Source organism: Billgrantia sp. NRB1 (assembly GCF_056921725.1).
The window spans coordinates 832,551-849,341 of the sequence record NZ_CM167783.1 but is presented as its reverse complement, the minus strand read 5'-3'; the positions used below and the strand labels follow the sequence as shown (position 1 = coordinate 849,341).

Genomic DNA, 16,791 nt, shown 5'->3' with positions numbered 1-16,791 from the left:
CGTCCCTGTACGCTACCGACGCCATCCCTGGCGTAGGACCTCCTCTTTGGCTTGCCTCCAGCGCCCCTCGCGTTGGTGCTAAAAAGAACTTCCAGCCATCTCAGCGGCCAGGGCCACGGCCACGGCCAGGCTGCCGGGGTCGGCGCGGCCGCTGCCGGCCAGGTCCAGGGCGGTGCCGTGATCCACCGAAGTGCGCGGAAACGGCAGGCCCAGGGTGATATTGGCGGCGCGCCCGAAGCCGGCGTACTTGAGCACCGGCAGCCCCTGGTCGTGGTACATCGCCAGTACCGCGTCGACGCCGGCCAGGTGACGCGGTGTAAACAGGGTATCCGCCGGCAGCGGCCCGTCAAGGTCGAGGCCCTCGTCGCGCAGCCCGGCCAGGCAGGGGGCGATGATCTCGAGCTCTTCGCGCCCCAGGTGCCCGCCCTCGCCGGCGTGGGGATTGAGCCCGCAGACCGCGATGCGCGGCCGCTCGACGGCGAACCAGCGCCGCAGATCGGCGTGCAGAATGCGCAGGAGACGCGCCAGGCGCGGCGCGCGGATGGCATCGGCTACCTCACGCAGCGGCAGGTGCGTGGTGGCCAGCGCCACCCGCAGCGCCGAGCCGCCCTGCCAGTCGGGCGCGGCGGCGTGCAGGGCGCTGTCGGTGGCCAGCATCATCACTACCTCGTCGACGCCGCAGGCGTCGCGCAGGTACTCGGTATGCCCCGTGAAGCCGGCATGGCCGGCCTCCAGGATCACGCCCTTGTGCAGTGGCGCGGTGACCATGCCGGCGGCGTGACCGGCGCGACAGGCGGCCACCGCCACGTCGAGGGTCTCCAGCACGTAGTCGGCGTTGGCCGTGGCCAGTTCCCCCGCTCGGCTCGGCGCCCGCAACGCCACCGGCCACACCGGCAGCACCCCGGCGCGGGGCGCGGGCACCGGCTCGCCGGGCGAGAGCCGCGGCAGCGACAGATCGAGCCCCAGCAGGGCGGCGCGCTCGGCCAGCAGGGCCGGGTCGCCCACCGCGACCAGCCGTGCCGACGGCGGTGCGGCGGCCGCCAGCTTCAGCGCTAGCTCGGGGCCAACACCGGCGGGTTCACCGGTGGTCAGCGCCAGCACCGGCGCCTGGGCCGCATCGGCCATCAGCGCGCGGCCGACAGGCGATTGTCGATGAAGGCCTCGGCACGGATCTCCTGGATCCACGCCTCCAGGGCCTCGTTGGCCTTGCGCTGGAACACCGCCTGGCGCGCCTGCTCACGGCTGACCGCACCGCCCTGCTGTTCGATGAAGCGCTCGACCTCGCGCTCGCTGACGTTGACCCGGTTACCCACCTGGCGCTGCTGAAGCTCGCGCATCAGCATCTCGCGGCGAATCTCTTCACGCACGGAGGCGAGCGTCAGGCCGTCGGCCTCCAGGGCGTCGGCGAACTGCTCCAGGCTCATGCCGTTGTCTTCGGCGATGGCGCGCATCTGGCGATTGAGCTGAGTATCGTCCACCGAGAGCCCCGCCTCGGCGGCCTTCTGCAGCTGGATCTCCTCGAGGATCAGCCGTTCGAGGACCTGCTCGCGCATCACCGACTCCGGCGGCAGGTTCTGGGCCTGTTCGCCGGTCAGCTGGCTGCGCGCCTGCTCCAAGCGATCGCTGAGCTGGCTCTCCATGATCGCCTGCTGGTTGACCACCGCCACGATGCGGTCCAGCGACTGACGCTCCAGCGGCTGGAAGCTCTGCGCCTGGGCGCCGAGCGACAGGGCCCCGAGGCACAGCGCCAGGATGACGCCCAGGGTGGCGATTCGCGGAGTGCGCATGTCGTTCTTTCCTCTCATCATGTCTCTCGTTTGCCGACCACGCGGGTCGTTCAGAAGGCCGTGGCGCGGTAGCCCGGCACGGCCCGTTCGAAGTAGTCGCCGGCATCGCCGCCCACGCCGCCAAGGCCCTTCAGCACGAAGCGCAGGAAGATGCCGCGGTCGGTGGTGTCGTCTTCGACCCGGGCGGTATCGTTGTCGTCGATCCACTCGCGCCAGACCAGCTGCAGACCATAGCAGCAGTCATTCCACTGCACACCCGCCAGCTGCTCGAGGAAGCGGTCGTTGGTATGGTCGTAAAGCGCGCGGCCGATCAGGTCGATCCGCGGCGAGGCCTTCCAGGCAAACGACACATCGTACTCTTCGCGGTTGAAGTCACGGAAGGCGTCGTCGCCGGGCTCGACCGACGGATCGAAGCCTTGGAGTTCCCAGCGGTACCCCAGGTTCAATACGTGGCCGGCGAGGGCACGGTACTGCAGGTCGAGGGAGGCGCGTTCGGTCTGCTCGAAGTGGTCGTCGTAGAGCCACTGCCAGCGGGTGCGCCAGCGCTCGGTCACCTGCCAGTCGGCGCGGGCGACCAGCGGCGAGCGGTCCCGGGTGGCACGGTACCAGCCCTGGAAGTCGTCATCCCGCGCCGGCACCGTGTCCGGATCCCCGTCCATGTCGATGCGCCGGTCGTCGAGGTAAAACGCCTGCCCCACGCCGACCGCCAGGCGCTCACGCCCGCGGTCATCTTCCAGCAGGCGCGAGTCGAGGCCCAGCGACAGGCGATTGAGATCCCCCACCCGGTCGGCGCCGGAGAATCGGTACGGCGACCAGAGCTGCTCCCAGGAAAAGGCGCGCTCGCTGGTATCGAAGTCGGGAAACTCGGCCTGGTCGCGGGCCGGCACATAGGCATAGTTGAAGCGCGGCTCCAGGGTCTGGCGATAGTCGCGCCCGCCCAGCGCCAGCTCGCGCTCGAAGACCAGGCCGCCGTCGAGGCTACTCACCGGCAGCGTCCGGGAGAGCGAGGTGTCGCGGTCGGTCTCCCGGCGGCCGTAGTCCAGGGCGTAGCCGGTGTAGAGCCACTCCACCCGCGGCTCCAGGTGCCCCCAGCGCTCTTCGAAGCGCCAGCCGGTGGCCGGCGAGAGGTGCAGCCGGGTGCCAAGCGCCGCCTCCCGGTCGCGGGGAATCGCGGTCTCGTCCACGTCGCGCCAGAAATAGGTCAGGTTGGAGCGCCACTCCTGGTAGAGGCCACCCGGCTGCGACCAGCGCGCGTCGGCGGAGAGACTGGGCAGACGATAGAAGGGCTTGTCGCGGTCGCGCAGCGGGTCATCGAGGCGCTGGAACCCCTGGGCCCGGGCGTCCAGCCGCCAGACATCGCCGCCGTAGTGGAGCCGGGCCAGGCGCGACATGCTCGACGGGCTGTCACCGAAGACGCTGCCGAAGTCATCGAAGTAGCGCCCGTCGCTGGCCGCCCCGTAGCGCAGCTGGTAGCCGGTGCGCTCATCGAAGCGCCCCTGGTGCCGGTAGTCGAGGTACCAGCGATCCTCCCCCTCGAAGCGCCGCGAGGGAGCGGCGGGGTCGTCGCTGGAGCCGCCGCCGTCGCGGGCCAGGTAGGCGCCCTCGATCTGCCCGGCGTCGGTGGGGAAGAGGTAGCGATATTCGCCGCCCAGCAGCAGGCCACGGTCGCTGATCCAGCGCGGGGTGATGGTGGCGTCGTGGTTGGGCGCGATGTTCCAGTAGAACGGCTGGGCGTAGTCCAGGGCGCCACCGGAGACGCCGATCTCCGGCCACAGAAAACCGGTATGGCGGCGGTCGTCGATGGGAAAGCGCACCCAGGGCCAGTAGAAGACCGGCACCCGACCCAGTTCGAGTCGCGCATGGCGGGCTGTCCCGAAGCCGCTTTCGCGGTCGAGCACCACGTCGCCGCCGACCAGCCGCCACTGCTCGCTGCCCGGGTCGCAGGTGGTGAAATTCGCCGAGGTCAGGCGAAAGCGCCCGTCCTCCTGGCGCGCCAGGCGCAGCGCCTCGCCGCGCAGATGGCGGTCATGGATCACGTAGTGGGCAGCGTCAATACGCACGGCATCGCTGACCAGCGAGACCTCGGCGGCCTCGCCGCGCACCAGCAGATTCTGATCCCGCAGCGCCAGGGGGCCCTCGGCGAAGGCGCTTTCGCGGGCTGCCGGCACGCTGACGCGCGGCGATTCCAGCTGGCTGTCGCCGCGGCGCAGCACCACCTCGCCGCCGAGGATCGTCTCGCCGTCCTCGCCGTAGAAGGCGGTATCGGACTCGCTGCGCACCTGGCGCGGGTCGTCGGGGGCGGGCAGGCGATAGTCGGGCATCACGTAGACGCCGCGGCACAGCGCGTCCGCCGGCCGCTCGTCTCCCCAGGGGCGCCAGTCGAGACGCTCGGCCGGCATCGGCTCGGCCGCGGCCGGCGGCGCGCCGGCGCCCAGGCCCAGGGGGATCAGGCCGGAGGTGATCAGGCCGGCAAGGGCCATCCCTGAGTATCGCTTGCCCATGGTGCTCGCTGTCCTCGGCGAAGAGAGTCGGTATTATACAGATCGCATCCCGCCTGTCGTATGCGCCGCGGCCGCCGAGCCAGCATGCGGCGGCGTCCCACGGGCGTCAACCGCCGATGCCCGACACTCGCAAGGAGCCCGAATGACCGAGGCCGATTCTCCGACACGACTGAGCCAGCTGCGCCGCTGGGCGGCCGAGCGACACGGCCTCGCCGCCGATGCCCTGGACCTGCGGCTGGCCGCCGGCGACGCCAGCTTTCGTCGCTACTATCGACTGCGCCTGCCCGACGGGACGACGCGCATGCTGATGGATGCGCCGCCCGAGCAGGAGGACAGCCGCCCCTTCGTCGCCATCGCCCGCCGCTGGCGCGCCGGCGGCCTGCCGGTGCCCGCCCTGCACGCCGAGGCGCTCGAGACGGGCTTTCTCGAGCTCGACGACCTGGGCGACACCCCCTTGCAGCACTGCTTTGACGGCGACGACCATCCCGCGACCCTGGCCTGGCACGAACGCGCCATCGCGCTGATCCATGCCCTGCAGAACCGCGCCTCGCCGGACGCGCTGCCGCCCTATGACGCCGCGCTGCTCCAGCGCGAGCTGGACCTCTTTCCCGACTGGTGTCTGGACGAGTGGCTGGGGGTCGCCGCGCCCCCGGGCTGGGAGGCGCTACGCGAGGCGCTGGTCGACTCGGCGCTGGCACAGCCGGTGGTCGCGGTGCATCGCGACTTCGACGCCATGAACCTGATGGTCCAGGATGGCAGTCTCCATCTGATCGACTTCCAGGACGCGGTGGCCGGCCCGCTCAGCTACGACCTGATCTCGCTGCTCCGCGGCCGCTACTGCCGCTTCGCCGCCCCGCGCTTCGCCGCCTGGGTGGAGGCCTTCCGGCAGCGCGCCGCGGCAGAGGGCCGCCTGCCCTCGCGCACCGACCCGGCCGCCTTCCTGGCTCAGACCCAGGCCATGGCCGCCCAGCGCTCGCTCAAGGTGCTGGGCATCTTCTGCCGGCTGACCCTGCGCGACGGCCGCGACGGCTACCTGGCCCACCTCCCCCACTTCCTCGCCCACCTGGAGGACAGCCTGGCGGGGCTCGACGGCCACGAGGCCTTCAAGGCCTGGCTGGGGGAGACCTTCCGCCCCACCCTTGAGGCACGGCTGGAGCGCGGCGCATGAAGGCGATGATCCTGGCGGCGGGGCTCGGCAAGCGCATGCGCCCGCTCACCGACCATTGTCCCAAGCCGCTGCTGCCGGTGGCGGGCAAGCCGCTGATCGCCCACCACCTGGCGCGGCTGCGCGAGGCGGGCATCGTGGAAGTGGTGATCAACGTGAGCTACCGGGCCGAGCAGATCGTGGACGCGCTGGGGGACGGCGCCGGGTACGGGGTGCGCATCGCCTGGAGTCGCGAGGCGGCGCCGCTGGAAACCGGCGGCGGCATCCGCCAGGCGCTGCCGCTGCTGGGGAAGGCGCCCTTCCTGCTGGTCAACGGCGACGTCTGGTGCGACCTGGACCCGACCGAGCTTTCGCCGCTGGGCGGCGACCTGGCCCGGCTGGCGCTGGTGGACAACCCCGATCACCATCCCCAGGGCGACTTCCATCTCGACGCCCGGGGTCGGGTGCACGCCGAGGGCGAACCGCGGCTGACCTTCGCCGGCATCAGCCTGATGCGCCCCGAACTGGTGGCCGCGGAGCCCCCCGGCGCCTTCGCCCTGGCCCCCCTGCTGCGCCGGGCCATGGCCGAGGGGCGCGTGGGCGGCCACCATCACCCTGGCCAGTGGGTCGACGTGGGTACCCCCGAGCGGCTGGCCGAGCTCGACCGGCGCCTGGGGGGCTGAGCCGAAGACTGTAGTGGCTGGCAGGATCGCTCGAGGCTGTTCCGGCGACAGGCCTTCGAGGGGGCGCTGTAAATACTTCCTTGTACGCTACCTCGGCCATCCCTGGTCCTCGGACCCCCTCTGCGGCCTGTCCCCGGCGCCTCTCGCTATGGCGCCTCTCGCTATGGGCAGCTGCGATACCCCTGTATGCTGGCCCACTTTACCCGACAATCGAAAAGGAACCCTTGTCATGAAAGCCTCAATCAAATGGACCGACGGTCGCCAATTTGTTGCCGGGGGTTGTAGAAAGCCGGCAGCGGCCACGGTGGCCGTCCTGGGTCAGCGCATCTAAACCAATCGGAAGGAGTTCAGCTCGTGAAAGCCTCAATCAAATGGACCGACGGTCGCCAATTCGTTGCCGGGGGTTGTAGAAAGCCGGCAGCGGCCACGGTGGCCGTCCTGGGTCAGCGCATCTAAACCAATCGGAAGGAGTTCAGCTCGTGAAAGCCTCAATCAAATGGACCGACGGTCGCCAATTCGTTGCCGAATCCGGAAGCGGCCACAGCGTGGTCATCGACGGCCCGCCCGACCACGGCGGCCGCAATACCGGGCCGCGCCCCATGGAGATGATGCTGATGGGCATGGGCGCCTGCGCCTCCTTCGACGTCATGGAGATCCTCGAGAAGGCCCGCGCCTCGGTGACCGACTGCGTGGCCCAGCTGGAGGCCGAACGCGCCGATGCGGTGCCGGCGGTCTTCACCAGGATCCACGTCCACTTCACCGTGACCGGCCGCGGCCTGAAGGAGGCCCAGGTCAAGCGGGCGGTGGCGCTCTCCGCCGAGAAATACTGCAGCGCCTCCATCATGCTCGCCCAGGGCGGCGTCGAGATTACCCACGCCTATACGATTCTGGAGGAGTAGGCCCGGGGGGCGAGCGGCCGCTGGCCCCGTCGATCCGATCAGACCCGGTAGACGCTCTTGGTCATCACCTTGGACATCAGCGACATGCCGAACTTGACCGGGGCGGGAAAGCGGCTGCCCCCGGCCTCCAGCGCCAGCTGGGCGTGGTGCGCCTCGTCGATGGCCATCTGCCGCAGCACCGCGCGGGAGCGATGATCGGCGGCGGGCAGCCTGACCAGGTGATCCTCCAGGTGGTGGCCGACCTGCTCCTCGGTGGCGGCCACGAAGCCGAGGCTCACGCGATCGCCCACCGCGCCGGCCACGGCCCCCAGCCCGAACGAGGCCGCATAGAAGACCGGATTGAGCAGGCTGGTGCGCCCGCCGAGCTCCTGCAGGCGGTCGTCGCACCAGGCCAGGTGGTCGATCTCCTCCTGGGCCGCCTGCTCCATCTGGCCGCGCACCTCGGGCAGCTTGGCGGTCAGCCCCTGGCCCTGGTAGAGCGCCTGGGCGCACACCTCGCCGGTATGGTTGATGCGCATCAACCCTTCGGCATGGCGGCGCTCCTCAGGGGTCATGTCGTCATCGCGGATGTCCGGCGTCATCGGCGATGGCCGGGAGGAGCGGGCCGCATGGGGCACCAGGGTGCGCAGCACGGTATCGAACTGATGGATCAGCGCATCGGCGCGGCTCAGCTTGCGGTTCATGGCAACCCTTCTTCAGGACAGGTTCGGCGTCGGAGCCCCCATTTTACCCGAGCCGGGCAGCGGCCAGAAGTTCCCGCCCGGCATGACGGCAACGCCACCCTGAGCGGGTGGCGTTTCGGGGGTATGCACCTGATGCGTCGAACACCTGGTCGCGCGCGATTGACACCGCCGAGCGCCAGCTAGCCAGCCGGCCAAGTAAAGCGTCGACCGCCCATCAGGTGCATATGAATATGATAGACCGTCTGTCCCCCCTGGTCATTGCAGTTCATGACCACCCGGTAGCCCTCCTCGGCGAAGCCACGCTCCTCGGCCAGCCGGGCAGCGATGAGCGGCAGCCGCCCGACCAGCGCCTGGTCCTCCTCGCTGATATCGTTGAGGGTGGCGATATGACGCTTGGGAATGATCAGGATATGGGTCGGCGCCTGGGGGTTGATGTCATTGAAGGCGAGCACCTCGTCGTCCTCGTAGACGATATCGGCGGGAATCTCGCGGTTGACGATCTTGCAGAACAGGCAGTCCATGGGCATTCGCTCCTGTGGGAATGAAGATGGCGGCCGCCGCAGGCCGCTCAGCGAAAGCGGCGCTGGGCCAGCAAGTGGCGCACCAGCGGTGCCAGGATCAGCTCGATGGCCAGCGACATCCGCGCGCCCGGCACCACGAGCGTGTGGGGCCGGCTCATGAAGGAGTCCTTGATCATCGCCAGCAGCCAGGGAAAGTCCACCGTGGCGGGGTCGCGGAAACGGATCACCACGAAGGACTCGGCGTCGTTGGGAATATCCTGCACCTCGAAGGGGTTGGAGGTGTCCACCGTGGGCACCCGCTGGAAGTTGATGTGGGTGCGCGAGAACTGCGGCTGGATATAGCGCACGTAATCGTCCATGCGCCCGAGGATGGTGTCGATCACCGCCTCCTGGGAGTGGCCGCGCAGCTTGGTATCCCGGTCGATCTTCTGGATCCACTCCAGGTTCATGGTGGGCGCCACGCCCACCAGCAGGTCCACGTGCCGGGCGATATCGTAATCGGCGGTGACCAGGCCCCCGTGTAGCCCCTCGTAGAAGAGCAGATCGGTGCCGCAGGGCAGGGCCTGCCACTCGGTGAAGGTGCCGACCCGGTAGCCCGCCTCGATCATCTGCTTGTCTTCGGCATGGATATAGTGGCGATAGGTCCCGGTGCCGTATTCGCCATACTCTTGGAACAGCGCCTCGAGGCGGTCGAGCAGGTTGGCCTGCACGGCGAAGTGGGAGAGCTCGTCCTTGCGCTCGGGCTCATCACGGAAGATCCGCGCCAGTTCGTCGCGGGTATAGCGATGGAAGGCGTCGCCGTCGACGAAGGCGGCGTGCACGTCCTCGCGCAGGAACATCCGTTCGAAGGTCCGCTTCACCGTGGTGGTCCCGGCCCCGGACGAGCCGGTCACGGCGATGATCGGGTATTCGCGCGACATCAGGCGCTCCCCGCTCCGGCAATGGCCTGCTGCACGGCCTCGGGAATCGCCACCGGGCGCCCGATGGCCGGGTCGACCAGCATCACGTTGAGCCGGGCGGTGGCCACGGGCTTGCCGCCCTCGGCGTGACACACCCGATGATAGACGACCAGCGCCTTGCCCTGCGGCGACGGGATGGCCGTCTCCACCACCAGCGCATCCGGCCAGCGGGCCTCGGACTGGTACTGCACGGCGAGATCGGCCACCACGCTGGGAAAGCCGCCCATGTCCCATTCGGTGAGCCCGAGGGCCCCGAAGGCCTGGATACGCGCCTCGTGGAGCAGCGACACCAGGGTGTCGTGACCCAGGTGGCGGCCATAGTTCATGTCGGTGATGCGCACCGACAACGGATGGCGGTGAATCACCGCCTGGGCGGGAAACTCGAGTCTGATGCGTTCCATCCTCGCTCCGTCTCGTTGTTGTTGGGGAGGGATTTGCCAGGCCGGATCAGTCGGCCCGGCGCTCGCGGGCAATGGCGCGATGGGCGATATCGCGGCGGTACTGGGCGCCCTCCCAGCCGATGGCGGCCACGCCCCGGTAGGCCAGGTCGCGGGCCGCCTCGACACCTTCGCCCAGCGCCGTGACGCACAGCACCCGACCGCCGGCGGTGACGATCTCGCCGCGCTCGTTCTCCGCGGTGCCGGCATGGAAGACCTTGCAGTCCCGGGACTCGGCGGCCTCGAGCCCGCCGATCGCATCGCCCTTGGGGTAGCTGCCCGGGTAGCCGCGAGCAGCCATCACCACGCCCACCGCGGCGCGCGGGTCCCAGTCGCAGGTGTGGCCGGCCAGCTCGCCGCGCGCGCCGGCCAGGCACAGCTCGGCCAGGTCCGACTGCAGGCGCAGCATGATCGGCTGGGTCTCCGGGTCGCCGAAGCGACAGTTGTATTCGATGACCCTGGGATTGCCCTCGGCGTCGATCATCAGGCCGGCATAGAGAAACCCGGAGTAGGGGTGCCCCTCCCGGGCCATGCCGCGCACCGTGGGCAGGATCACCCGCTCCATGATGCGCTCGTGGACGCTCTCGGTGACCACCGGCGCTGGCGAATAGGCGCCCATGCCCCCGGTGTTGGGGCCAGCGTCGCCGTCCAGGGCCCGCTTGTGGTCCTGGCTGGTGGCCATGGGCAGCACCGTCTCGCCATCCACCATGACGATGAAGCTCGCCTCCTCGCCCTCGAGGAACTCCTCGATCACCACCCGCGCCCCGGCGTCGCCGAAGGCATTGGCCTCGAGCATGTCGCGCACCGCCGCCTCGGCCTCGGCGAGGGTCATGGCCACGATCACCCCCTTGCCGGCGGCCAGGCCATCGGCCTTGATGACGATGGGCGCCCCCTGCTCGGCGAGATACGCAAGCGCCGGCGCCACCTCGGTGAAGGTGCGATAGGCGGCGGTGGGAATCGCATGGCGGGCCAGGAAATCCTTGGTGAACGACTTGGAGCCCTCGAGCTGGGCGGCCCCGGCGGTAGGACCAAAGATCGCCAGCCCCGCCTCCTGGAAGCGGTCGACCACGCCCGCGACCAGCGGGGCCTCGGGACCGACGATGGTGAGGTCGACGCGCTGCTCGCGAGCGAAGGCCACCAGGCCGTCGAGGTCGTCGACGCCGATGGCGATGTTCTCGAGGCCGGACTCGCGGGCGCTGCCGGCATTGCCGGGGGCGACGAAGACGCGCTCGACGCGGGGCGACTGGGCGACCTTCCAGGCCAGGGCATGTTCGCGGCCACCGCCGCCGATGATCAGAACCTTCATCCGCTGTTCTACCTATAAAACGACTGGGAACGGGCACGACGCCTGCGCCCTGGGGACGCAGGCGAAAAATATCGCCGCATTATGTCAGAAAGACGCCGCCATCGCCGCCCCGGTCACGACGTCTTGGAGTCGTCATCGTCGTTGTTCTGGGGGCCTCCCTGACCGATGGTCTGCTGCCAGAAGCGCATGTTCTCCTCCGCCAGGTCGCGCATCAGCTCCATGGGCGAGTGGCGCATGGCCTGCTGCCACTGATCCTGCATGCGCTTCTGCTGCTCGAGCATCAGCCGCGTGCCCTGCTCCAGGTAGCGCGCCAGCGGCAGCGGCTGGGCCATGTCGTAGACGCGGATGAACTCCGCCAGCAGGTCGTTGGAGAAGACCTCCGCCTCGCCGTCGGCCTGCTCCTGCTCGATGATGATCGACAGCAGAATGGTCCGGGTCAGGTCCTCGCCGGATTTGGCGTCCTCGACGCGAAAGGGCTCCTGATCGAGGATCAGGCGACGCAGATCCTCCAGGGTCACATAGCGGCTCTGTTGGGTATCATAGAGCCTGCGGTTGGCATATTTGCGTATGACGCGCACGGCGGCACTCCTTGTTCATGGCAGGCAGTGTTGCCTTCATACTGCCATTGTGCACTGCGCCACCGCCCTTGCAACTCGAACCGATGCGACGAGGCCCGATGAACCTGATCCTGCTTGCCCCCGAGGACATCGAAGACAGCCGCCAGGCCCGGGTACGCGACCCGCGCCGACTGCGCCACTTGAGGGAGATCCACCGCGCCGGAATCGGCGATCGCCTGACGCTGGGCGTTCAGGGCGGCGGCATCGGCCGCGGCGAGCTCGTGGCGCTTGACGCCCACGAGGCCCGCTTCACCCTGGACGCCATGAACCAGCCACCGCCCCCGCCGCTGCCGGTGCATCTGGTGCTGGCCCTGCCGCGCCCGCGGATGCTGGCCCGCAGCCTCGAGCATGTCACCGCCCTGGGCGTGAAGCAGATCACCCTGCTGCACACCCGCCGTGTGGAGAAGAGCTACTGGCAGTCCCCGGAGCTCGGCGAGCAGAAGATCCACGACCACCTGGTGTTGGGACTGGAGCAGTCCCGAGACACCGTTATGCCCGAGGTGAACCTGGCCAGGGGGTTTCGCCCCTTCGTCGAGGAGCGGCTGGCGGAGCTGCTGGCCGGGCGGCGCGGCCTGCTGGCGCATCCGGGCATGCCCAGCCCCTGCCCGCGCGGCCTCGACCAACCGACCCTGCTCATCGTCGGGCCAGAGGGTGGCTTCATCCCCTATGAGGTCGAACGGCTGCTAGAGGCCGGCTGCGAGGGCATTCACCTGGGCCCGCGTATCCTGCGCGTGGAGACGGCGGTGACCGCCCTGCTCGCTCGACTCTTTTAGCGGTGGCCAGGAACTCTGCCCGGCATGCATCAGTCATGAGTGATATGCCCGGCCCAAAGGGGCGATGGGTTTGCTGCATCGAACAGATCGACAGCGCTGACCAAGCTGTCGTCTACACTGAGGGCCACATCATGGAAAAGGAGGACGCCTAATGGCACAGCGCCGCTTTGCAAGGACGACTCTCGCTACCGCCGTGGGCTTGCTGACCGCCAGCCTCGCGGCGGGCGCTCATGCGCAGTACGAGCCCCAGGGCCTCTACTCGGTCCAGTCGATTCTCGACGCCGACGTCTACTTCGAGGCCATCCCAGACACTGAAGCCAGCAACGTGACAGACGTGCTGCTCGGGGATGACATGCGGGTTCACGGCCTGGTGGTACGCCCCGACGGCGAACTGGGGCTCGGCGACACCCCGCTGGTGGTCACCAACCCCCACTACCATCTCGTCACCCACGAAGACGCGGACGGCCAGATCACCCACGATGTGATCGTCGACACCCCCGAGGAGGCCCTCGAGGAGATGCCCCACTACGACCAGGACTGGTGGGATCTGGCGCGCGAGCGGGCACGCGAGGCCTGGGATACCACCCAGGAGGGTGCCATCAGCGCCTGGCACTATACCCGGGAAGGCGCCGACCGCATCGGCGAAGGGGCCGAAAGCGCCTGGGAGCGCACCCAGGAGGGCGCTCAGCGGGCTGGAGAAGCCATTGAGGAGGCCATCGACAACATGACCGACTAGGCCTCCACCATAGCCAACCGCGCCCCCGCCCTTGGCGGGGGCGCTTGTCGTTCGGCCGTGTGTGACGGGCCAGGCGCCGATCCCCGGTCGCCTTGGCGCCTGGCTCAGCGCTGCAGCCGCTCCAGCAGCCGCCGGGTGGCGAAACCGTCGGGAGTGGTACCGATCTCACGCTGGTAGGCGCGCAGCCCACGGCGGGTATTGGGGCCCATGATGCCGTCGGCGGCGCCGACATCGAAGCCACGGGCGTTCAAGGCCTGCTGCATGTCGCGGACCTGGCGGCGCGCCAGCGGCTGCTCGTCCCGGGGCCAGCCCGCCACGATACCGTCACGACCGGCGATCTCATTGGCCAGGGTCCCCACCGCCAGCGCATAGCTGGTGGCATTGTTGTAGCGCAGAATGGCCCGGTAGTTGGGTCCCACCAGGAAGGCCGGCCCCCGGGCGCCGGCCGGGGCGATTACCGACGCCTGTTCGAACGCCGGCAGCGCCTCACCGCCACGGGCACGCACGCCCTGCTCGGCCCAGTCGCGACTGCTGCGCCGCGTGGAGAGCTCGGTCTGGGCGTAGTCGAAGTCGTCGGGCAGCTGCACCTCCACGCCCCAGGGCTCGCCCTCTCGCCAGCCGGCACGGGCCAGATAGTTGGCGGTGGAGGCCATGACGTCGGGAATGCTGCCCCAGATATCGCGTCGCCCATCGCCGTCGCCATCCACCGCGTAGGCTTCGAAGCTCGAGGGGATGAACTGGGTGTGCCCCATGGCACCCGCCCAGGAGCCCACCATCTGCCGGGGGGCAATATCCCCGGACTCGATGATCCGCAGCGCCGCCATCAGCTCGCCCCGGGCGAAGTCGCTACGGCGGCCGTCGTAGGCCAGGGTGGCCAGCGCCTCCAGGGTGGAAAAGTCACCGAAGTTGCCGCCGTAGTTGCTCTCGATCCCCCAGATGGCGACGATGATCTCCGCCGGCACGCCATAGCGGGCTTCCATGCGCCGCGCGGTGTCGCGGTGCTGGGCGAGTTTCTCTCGGCCCTGGGTCACGCGTGCCGCCGAGACGGCGGTATCCAGGTACTGCCAGATCGGGCGCACGAACTCCGGCTGAGAGCGATCGAGTTCGATCACCCGCGGTCGATAGCGGATGCCGTCCAGGGCGCTGGCCAGGGTCGCCTCGGAGATGCCCTCGGTACGAGCCTCGTCTCTAAAGCGGGCCAGCCAGGCATCGAAGCTAGCGGGGGGAGACGGCTCCGCGGCAACGGGTTCGACCGATGCATTGTCGGCGGCCACGGCAGCATCGGGGGGCGACGCCTCGTCGGCGCTGGCCTCGCGCACGGGGCCGCCCTGACAGCCGGTCAGAACGCTTAACAGCAGGCTCAGCCCAAGGGTCCGTTTCAACACGCGATCACTCTCCTGGCAGGGTTCAGGGGGGGATCATCGCGCAGATTCGGCGCCACCGCCAGGGCCAGGGACAGTCGAGGAAGAGAGGGAGTCATGGCATCTCCTGATCCGATTCCGGCACAAGCGATAGCGGGCGCTGCGGACCGCCGGGCCGCTCGGCAAGCGCCGGCAGCCAGCGCGCCACATAGGCGCCTTCGAGGTCATAGCGCTGCGCCTGCCATTGCACGTCAAAGCGGTGGGGGCGGCGATTTCTGCCGACGCCGGCAATGTAGCGCCAATTGCCCCAATTGCTGGCCGTGTCATAGTCGATGAGGGTGTGCTCGAACCAGGCCGCCCCGAGGCGCCAGTCGCCTCCGAGCTCGTGGATCAGAAAGCTGGCCACGTTCTGCCGCGCCCGGTTGGAGAGCCAGCCGGTGGCGGCTAACTCGCACATGGCGGCATCGATGAAGGGCACCCCGGTGCGGCTGTCGCGCCACGCCCGGAAGGCATCGCCGGGCGCCGGCAGCTCGCGACGGCCGTATAGTGCCGCCCCCTCCTGGCGGGCCGCCCAGTGAAAGTAGTCGCGCCACAGCAGCTCGAAGATCACCCAGTAGCTTGATTCGTTGGCGCCATGCTGCGCCTCCCAGGCCCGCACCGCATCGTGCACCTGGCGCGCGGACAGGCAGCCGTGAGCCAGCCAGGGCGAGAGCCGCGTGGAGAAGTCGGCGCCATGAAGGCCGTTGCGGGTCTGCTTGTAGTGTGCGACGGCGCCGCTGTTCCCGAGGTAGTGCTCGAGGCGGGCGAGCCCCTCGCTTTCGCCGCCGGCAAAGCAGAAGGCCGCTCGCTTATCCGGCAGCCAGCTTTCGGCCCGGCTGCACACCTTGCCCAGAGGCGGCAGCCCCCGCGGGGCGCCCTCCGGCCAGGGCGGCAAGGTCACGGGCGGTGGTGCTGCCACCGGCACCGACCAGGCACGCTCCGTCTTGCGGCGAAAAGAAGAGAAGCTGGTCGGAAGGGAGGGCACCGGCATCGGCAGACAGACCTCATCGAGCAGCATACCTCCATCCAGCTGCCTGAGCGTGACGCTCTTGCCTAGCCGTTGACCAAGCCGCTGCAGGTGCCGAGTCTCGTCCCAGCCAGCGTCTCGCCTGACGCGAACCTGGTCGGCGCCATGGCGCAGCGCCAACTTGGCCACCACCTCCACCGGGTCGCCGATGCGCACCAGGAGGTCGCTGCCGCGCTTGAGCAGCTCGCCGCGCAGGGCAATCAGGCTCTCCCACAGGAAGCGCAGCCTCGCCGGCCCCAGGCGCGACACGTCGAGACGGCCCGGCGCCTCGAGCCATTGCCGATCAAGCACATAGACACATAGCAGCTGCTGCTGCGGCGTCTCGAAACGCAGCAGGGGGTTGTCGGTCAGGCGCAGGTCGTGACGCAGCCAGACGAGGGTGAGGCTCATGGCGCATCACCTGTAGCCGTTTTACCGCGACGCGAGGCGAGGCGCCGTGGACGGCTCCCCCAGCACATGACGGTCAGGTGCGGCTTGCGTGGCATGGCGATTACCTCGAGCGAATAAATGGACAACACATGCATTGTCGTACAGATATCGTACAAGATAAAGCCTTGCGCGCCGCCATCGGCCGACGCCTAATGCCAGAGGCCGCCCGCAGGCGGCCTCTGGCGTCATTCGGTTCCGTATTCCCCTCAGGGCGGGTCGTTGTCCTTCGGCTCGCGCCGGGCGTTGGCCTGGGTCTCCATCCCGCTCTTCAGTTCGTGGGTGAGCGGATCGTAGTTGGGGCGCAGCTCGTCCTTGACCGTGCCGCTCCACAGCTTGGAGCCGACGAAATAGCCGGCTCGCCCGATCACATGGGCCGCCACCGGTGCGGTCATCAAGACGAAGACGATGATCGCGAAGGCGCGTGCGGCCACCGCCACCTCGGCGAAGTGCAGCGCCACCGCCAGCATGATCAGGATCACCCCCAGGGCCGCGGCCTTGGTGGTGGCGTGCATGCGGGTCAAAAGGTCCGGCAGGCGCAGGATGCCCAGCGCCGCCAGCAGCATGAACACCGCACCGGATAGAATCAGCGTGCCCTTGACGACCTCAATCATCGCGCGGCCCTCCCCGCTCCAGGAACCGAGCGAAGCCGATGGCGGCGAGAAAGCCCATCAGCGCGATCACGATGGCGGCATCGAGAAAGCTCGACACGTCCATCTTGATGGCATAGACCCCGACCAGCCCCACCACGATGCTGGCAAAGAGCTCCAACGCCACCACCCGGTCGGGCAGGCTCGGGCCGCGCACGACGCGCACGAAGGCGAGAATCAGCGCCAGGGCCATTACCACCTGGCTGATCAGAATCACGGTGTCCATGTCGGCACCTCGTAGT

General features: G+C 69.1%; 18 protein-coding genes. 5 read left to right on the top strand and 13 right to left on the bottom strand.

All coding sequences use genetic code 11. From position 1 onward, the window contains the following. Positions 1 to 78: 78 nt before the first annotated feature. From pdxA to ACZIYR_RS03905, 3 genes are read right to left on the bottom strand one after another with little or no spacing between them, the layout of a single operon-like run. Entirely contained in the window at positions 79 to 1,125 is a 1,047-nt protein-coding gene (gene pdxA / locus ACZIYR_RS03915; protein WP_483528261.1) for a 4-hydroxythreonine-4-phosphate dehydrogenase PdxA, read from the bottom strand. After that, complete coding sequence (locus ACZIYR_RS03910) at positions 1,125 to 1,787, bottom strand: SurA N-terminal domain-containing protein (protein WP_483528260.1); 663 nt, start codon at positions 1,785 to 1,787, stop codon at positions 1,125 to 1,127. The genes pdxA and ACZIYR_RS03910 overlap by 1 nt, the downstream gene beginning before the upstream one ends. Positions 1,788 to 1,837: 50 nt before the next feature. Beyond that, entirely contained in the window at positions 1,838 to 4,288 is a 2,451-nt protein-coding gene (locus ACZIYR_RS03905) for an LPS-assembly protein LptD (RefSeq protein ID WP_483528259.1), read from the bottom strand. Between the two features lie 142 nt (positions 4,289 to 4,430). Between ACZIYR_RS03905 and ACZIYR_RS03900 the strand changes: the two genes are divergently transcribed. The 3 genes from ACZIYR_RS03900 (at position 4,431) to ACZIYR_RS03890 (ending at position 7,014) form a co-directional block, all read left to right on the top strand. Beyond that, complete coding sequence (locus tag ACZIYR_RS03900) at positions 4,431 to 5,456, top strand: aminoglycoside phosphotransferase family protein (RefSeq protein ID WP_483528258.1); 1,026 nt, start codon at positions 4,431 to 4,433, stop codon at positions 5,454 to 5,456. Then, positions 5,453 to 6,115, top strand: coding sequence for an N-acetylmuramate alpha-1-phosphate uridylyltransferase MurU (gene murU, locus ACZIYR_RS03895; RefSeq protein WP_483528257.1), 663 nt, complete (start codon positions 5,453 to 5,455; stop codon positions 6,113 to 6,115). Before ACZIYR_RS03900 ends, murU begins: the two co-directional genes overlap by 4 nt. A 479-nt stretch (positions 6,116 to 6,594) precedes the next feature. Next, a complete protein-coding gene (locus tag ACZIYR_RS03890; RefSeq protein WP_483528256.1) occupies positions 6,595 to 7,014 on the top strand; it encodes an OsmC family protein in 420 nt (139 codons plus the stop codon). 38 nt (positions 7,015 to 7,052) lie between these two features. Here ACZIYR_RS03890 and coq7 read toward each other — a convergent pair whose 3' ends face one another. From coq7 to phaR, 6 genes are all read right to left on the bottom strand, one after another. Next, positions 7,053 to 7,697 (bottom strand): 2-polyprenyl-3-methyl-6-methoxy-1,4-benzoquinone monooxygenase, encoded by a 645-nt coding sequence (gene coq7, locus ACZIYR_RS03885; RefSeq protein WP_473032477.1) that lies wholly within the window; start codon positions 7,695 to 7,697, stop codon positions 7,053 to 7,055. A 179-nt stretch (positions 7,698 to 7,876) separates the two neighbouring features. After that, positions 7,877 to 8,218: a histidine triad nucleotide-binding protein gene (locus tag ACZIYR_RS03880; RefSeq protein WP_483528255.1), complete on the bottom strand. Its 342-nt coding sequence runs from the start codon at positions 8,216 to 8,218 to the stop codon at positions 7,877 to 7,879. A 47-nt stretch (positions 8,219 to 8,265) separates the two neighbouring features. After that, positions 8,266 to 9,138, bottom strand: a complete 873-nt coding sequence (locus tag ACZIYR_RS03875) for a phosphoribulokinase (protein WP_473032476.1) — start codon at positions 9,136 to 9,138, stop codon at positions 8,266 to 8,268. Then, on the bottom strand, positions 9,138 to 9,578 hold the full coding sequence (locus ACZIYR_RS03870; RefSeq protein ID WP_483528254.1) for an acyl-CoA thioesterase: 441 nt from the start codon (positions 9,576 to 9,578) through the stop codon (positions 9,138 to 9,140). The genes ACZIYR_RS03875 and ACZIYR_RS03870 overlap by 1 nt, the downstream gene beginning before the upstream one ends. A gap of 46 nt (positions 9,579 to 9,624) precedes the next feature. After that, positions 9,625 to 10,920, bottom strand: a complete 1,296-nt coding sequence (gene purD, locus ACZIYR_RS03865) for a phosphoribosylamine--glycine ligase (protein WP_483528253.1) — start codon at positions 10,918 to 10,920, stop codon at positions 9,625 to 9,627. A 113-nt stretch (positions 10,921 to 11,033) separates the two neighbouring features. After that, positions 11,034 to 11,498 carry a polyhydroxyalkanoate synthesis repressor PhaR gene (gene phaR / locus ACZIYR_RS03860; RefSeq protein WP_473032473.1) on the bottom strand — a complete coding sequence of 155 codons (465 nt, stop codon included), beginning with the start codon at positions 11,496 to 11,498 and terminating at the stop codon, positions 11,034 to 11,036. Positions 11,499 to 11,596: 98 nt separating this feature from the next. Here phaR and ACZIYR_RS03855 point away from each other — a divergent pair, with 98 nt between their 5' ends. Both ACZIYR_RS03855 and ACZIYR_RS03850 read left to right on the top strand, forming a co-directional pair. Further along, positions 11,597 to 12,310, top strand: coding sequence for a 16S rRNA (uracil(1498)-N(3))-methyltransferase (locus ACZIYR_RS03855; RefSeq protein WP_483528252.1), 714 nt, complete (start codon positions 11,597 to 11,599; stop codon positions 12,308 to 12,310). A gap of 151 nt (positions 12,311 to 12,461) precedes the next feature. After that, positions 12,462 to 13,046 (top strand): PRC-barrel domain containing protein, encoded by a 585-nt coding sequence (locus ACZIYR_RS03850; protein ID WP_483528251.1) that lies wholly within the window; start codon positions 12,462 to 12,464, stop codon positions 13,044 to 13,046. Between the two features lie 104 nt (positions 13,047 to 13,150). Here ACZIYR_RS03850 and ACZIYR_RS03845 read toward each other — a convergent pair whose 3' ends face one another. The 4 genes from ACZIYR_RS03845 to ACZIYR_RS03830 all read right to left on the bottom strand — a co-directional run bounded on the left by ACZIYR_RS03845 (position 13,151) and on the right by ACZIYR_RS03830 (position 16,775). Beyond that, complete coding sequence (locus ACZIYR_RS03845; protein ID WP_483528250.1) at positions 13,151 to 14,428, bottom strand: lytic murein transglycosylase; 1,278 nt, start codon at positions 14,426 to 14,428, stop codon at positions 13,151 to 13,153. Positions 14,429 to 14,522: 94 nt separating this feature from the next. Next, positions 14,523 to 15,863 (bottom strand): DASH family cryptochrome, encoded by a 1,341-nt coding sequence (locus ACZIYR_RS03840; protein ID WP_483528249.1) that lies wholly within the window; start codon positions 15,861 to 15,863, stop codon positions 14,523 to 14,525. Positions 15,864 to 16,108: 245 nt separating this feature from the next. After that, on the bottom strand, positions 16,109 to 16,513 hold the full coding sequence (gene mnhG, locus ACZIYR_RS03835; RefSeq protein WP_483528248.1) for a monovalent cation/H(+) antiporter subunit G: 405 nt from the start codon (positions 16,511 to 16,513) through the stop codon (positions 16,109 to 16,111). After that, entirely contained in the window at positions 16,506 to 16,775 is a 270-nt protein-coding gene (locus ACZIYR_RS03830; protein WP_473032467.1) for an MrpF/PhaF family protein, read from the bottom strand. The genes mnhG and ACZIYR_RS03830 overlap by 8 nt, the downstream gene beginning before the upstream one ends. Between the last annotated feature and the right edge of the window lie 16 nt (positions 16,776 to 16,791).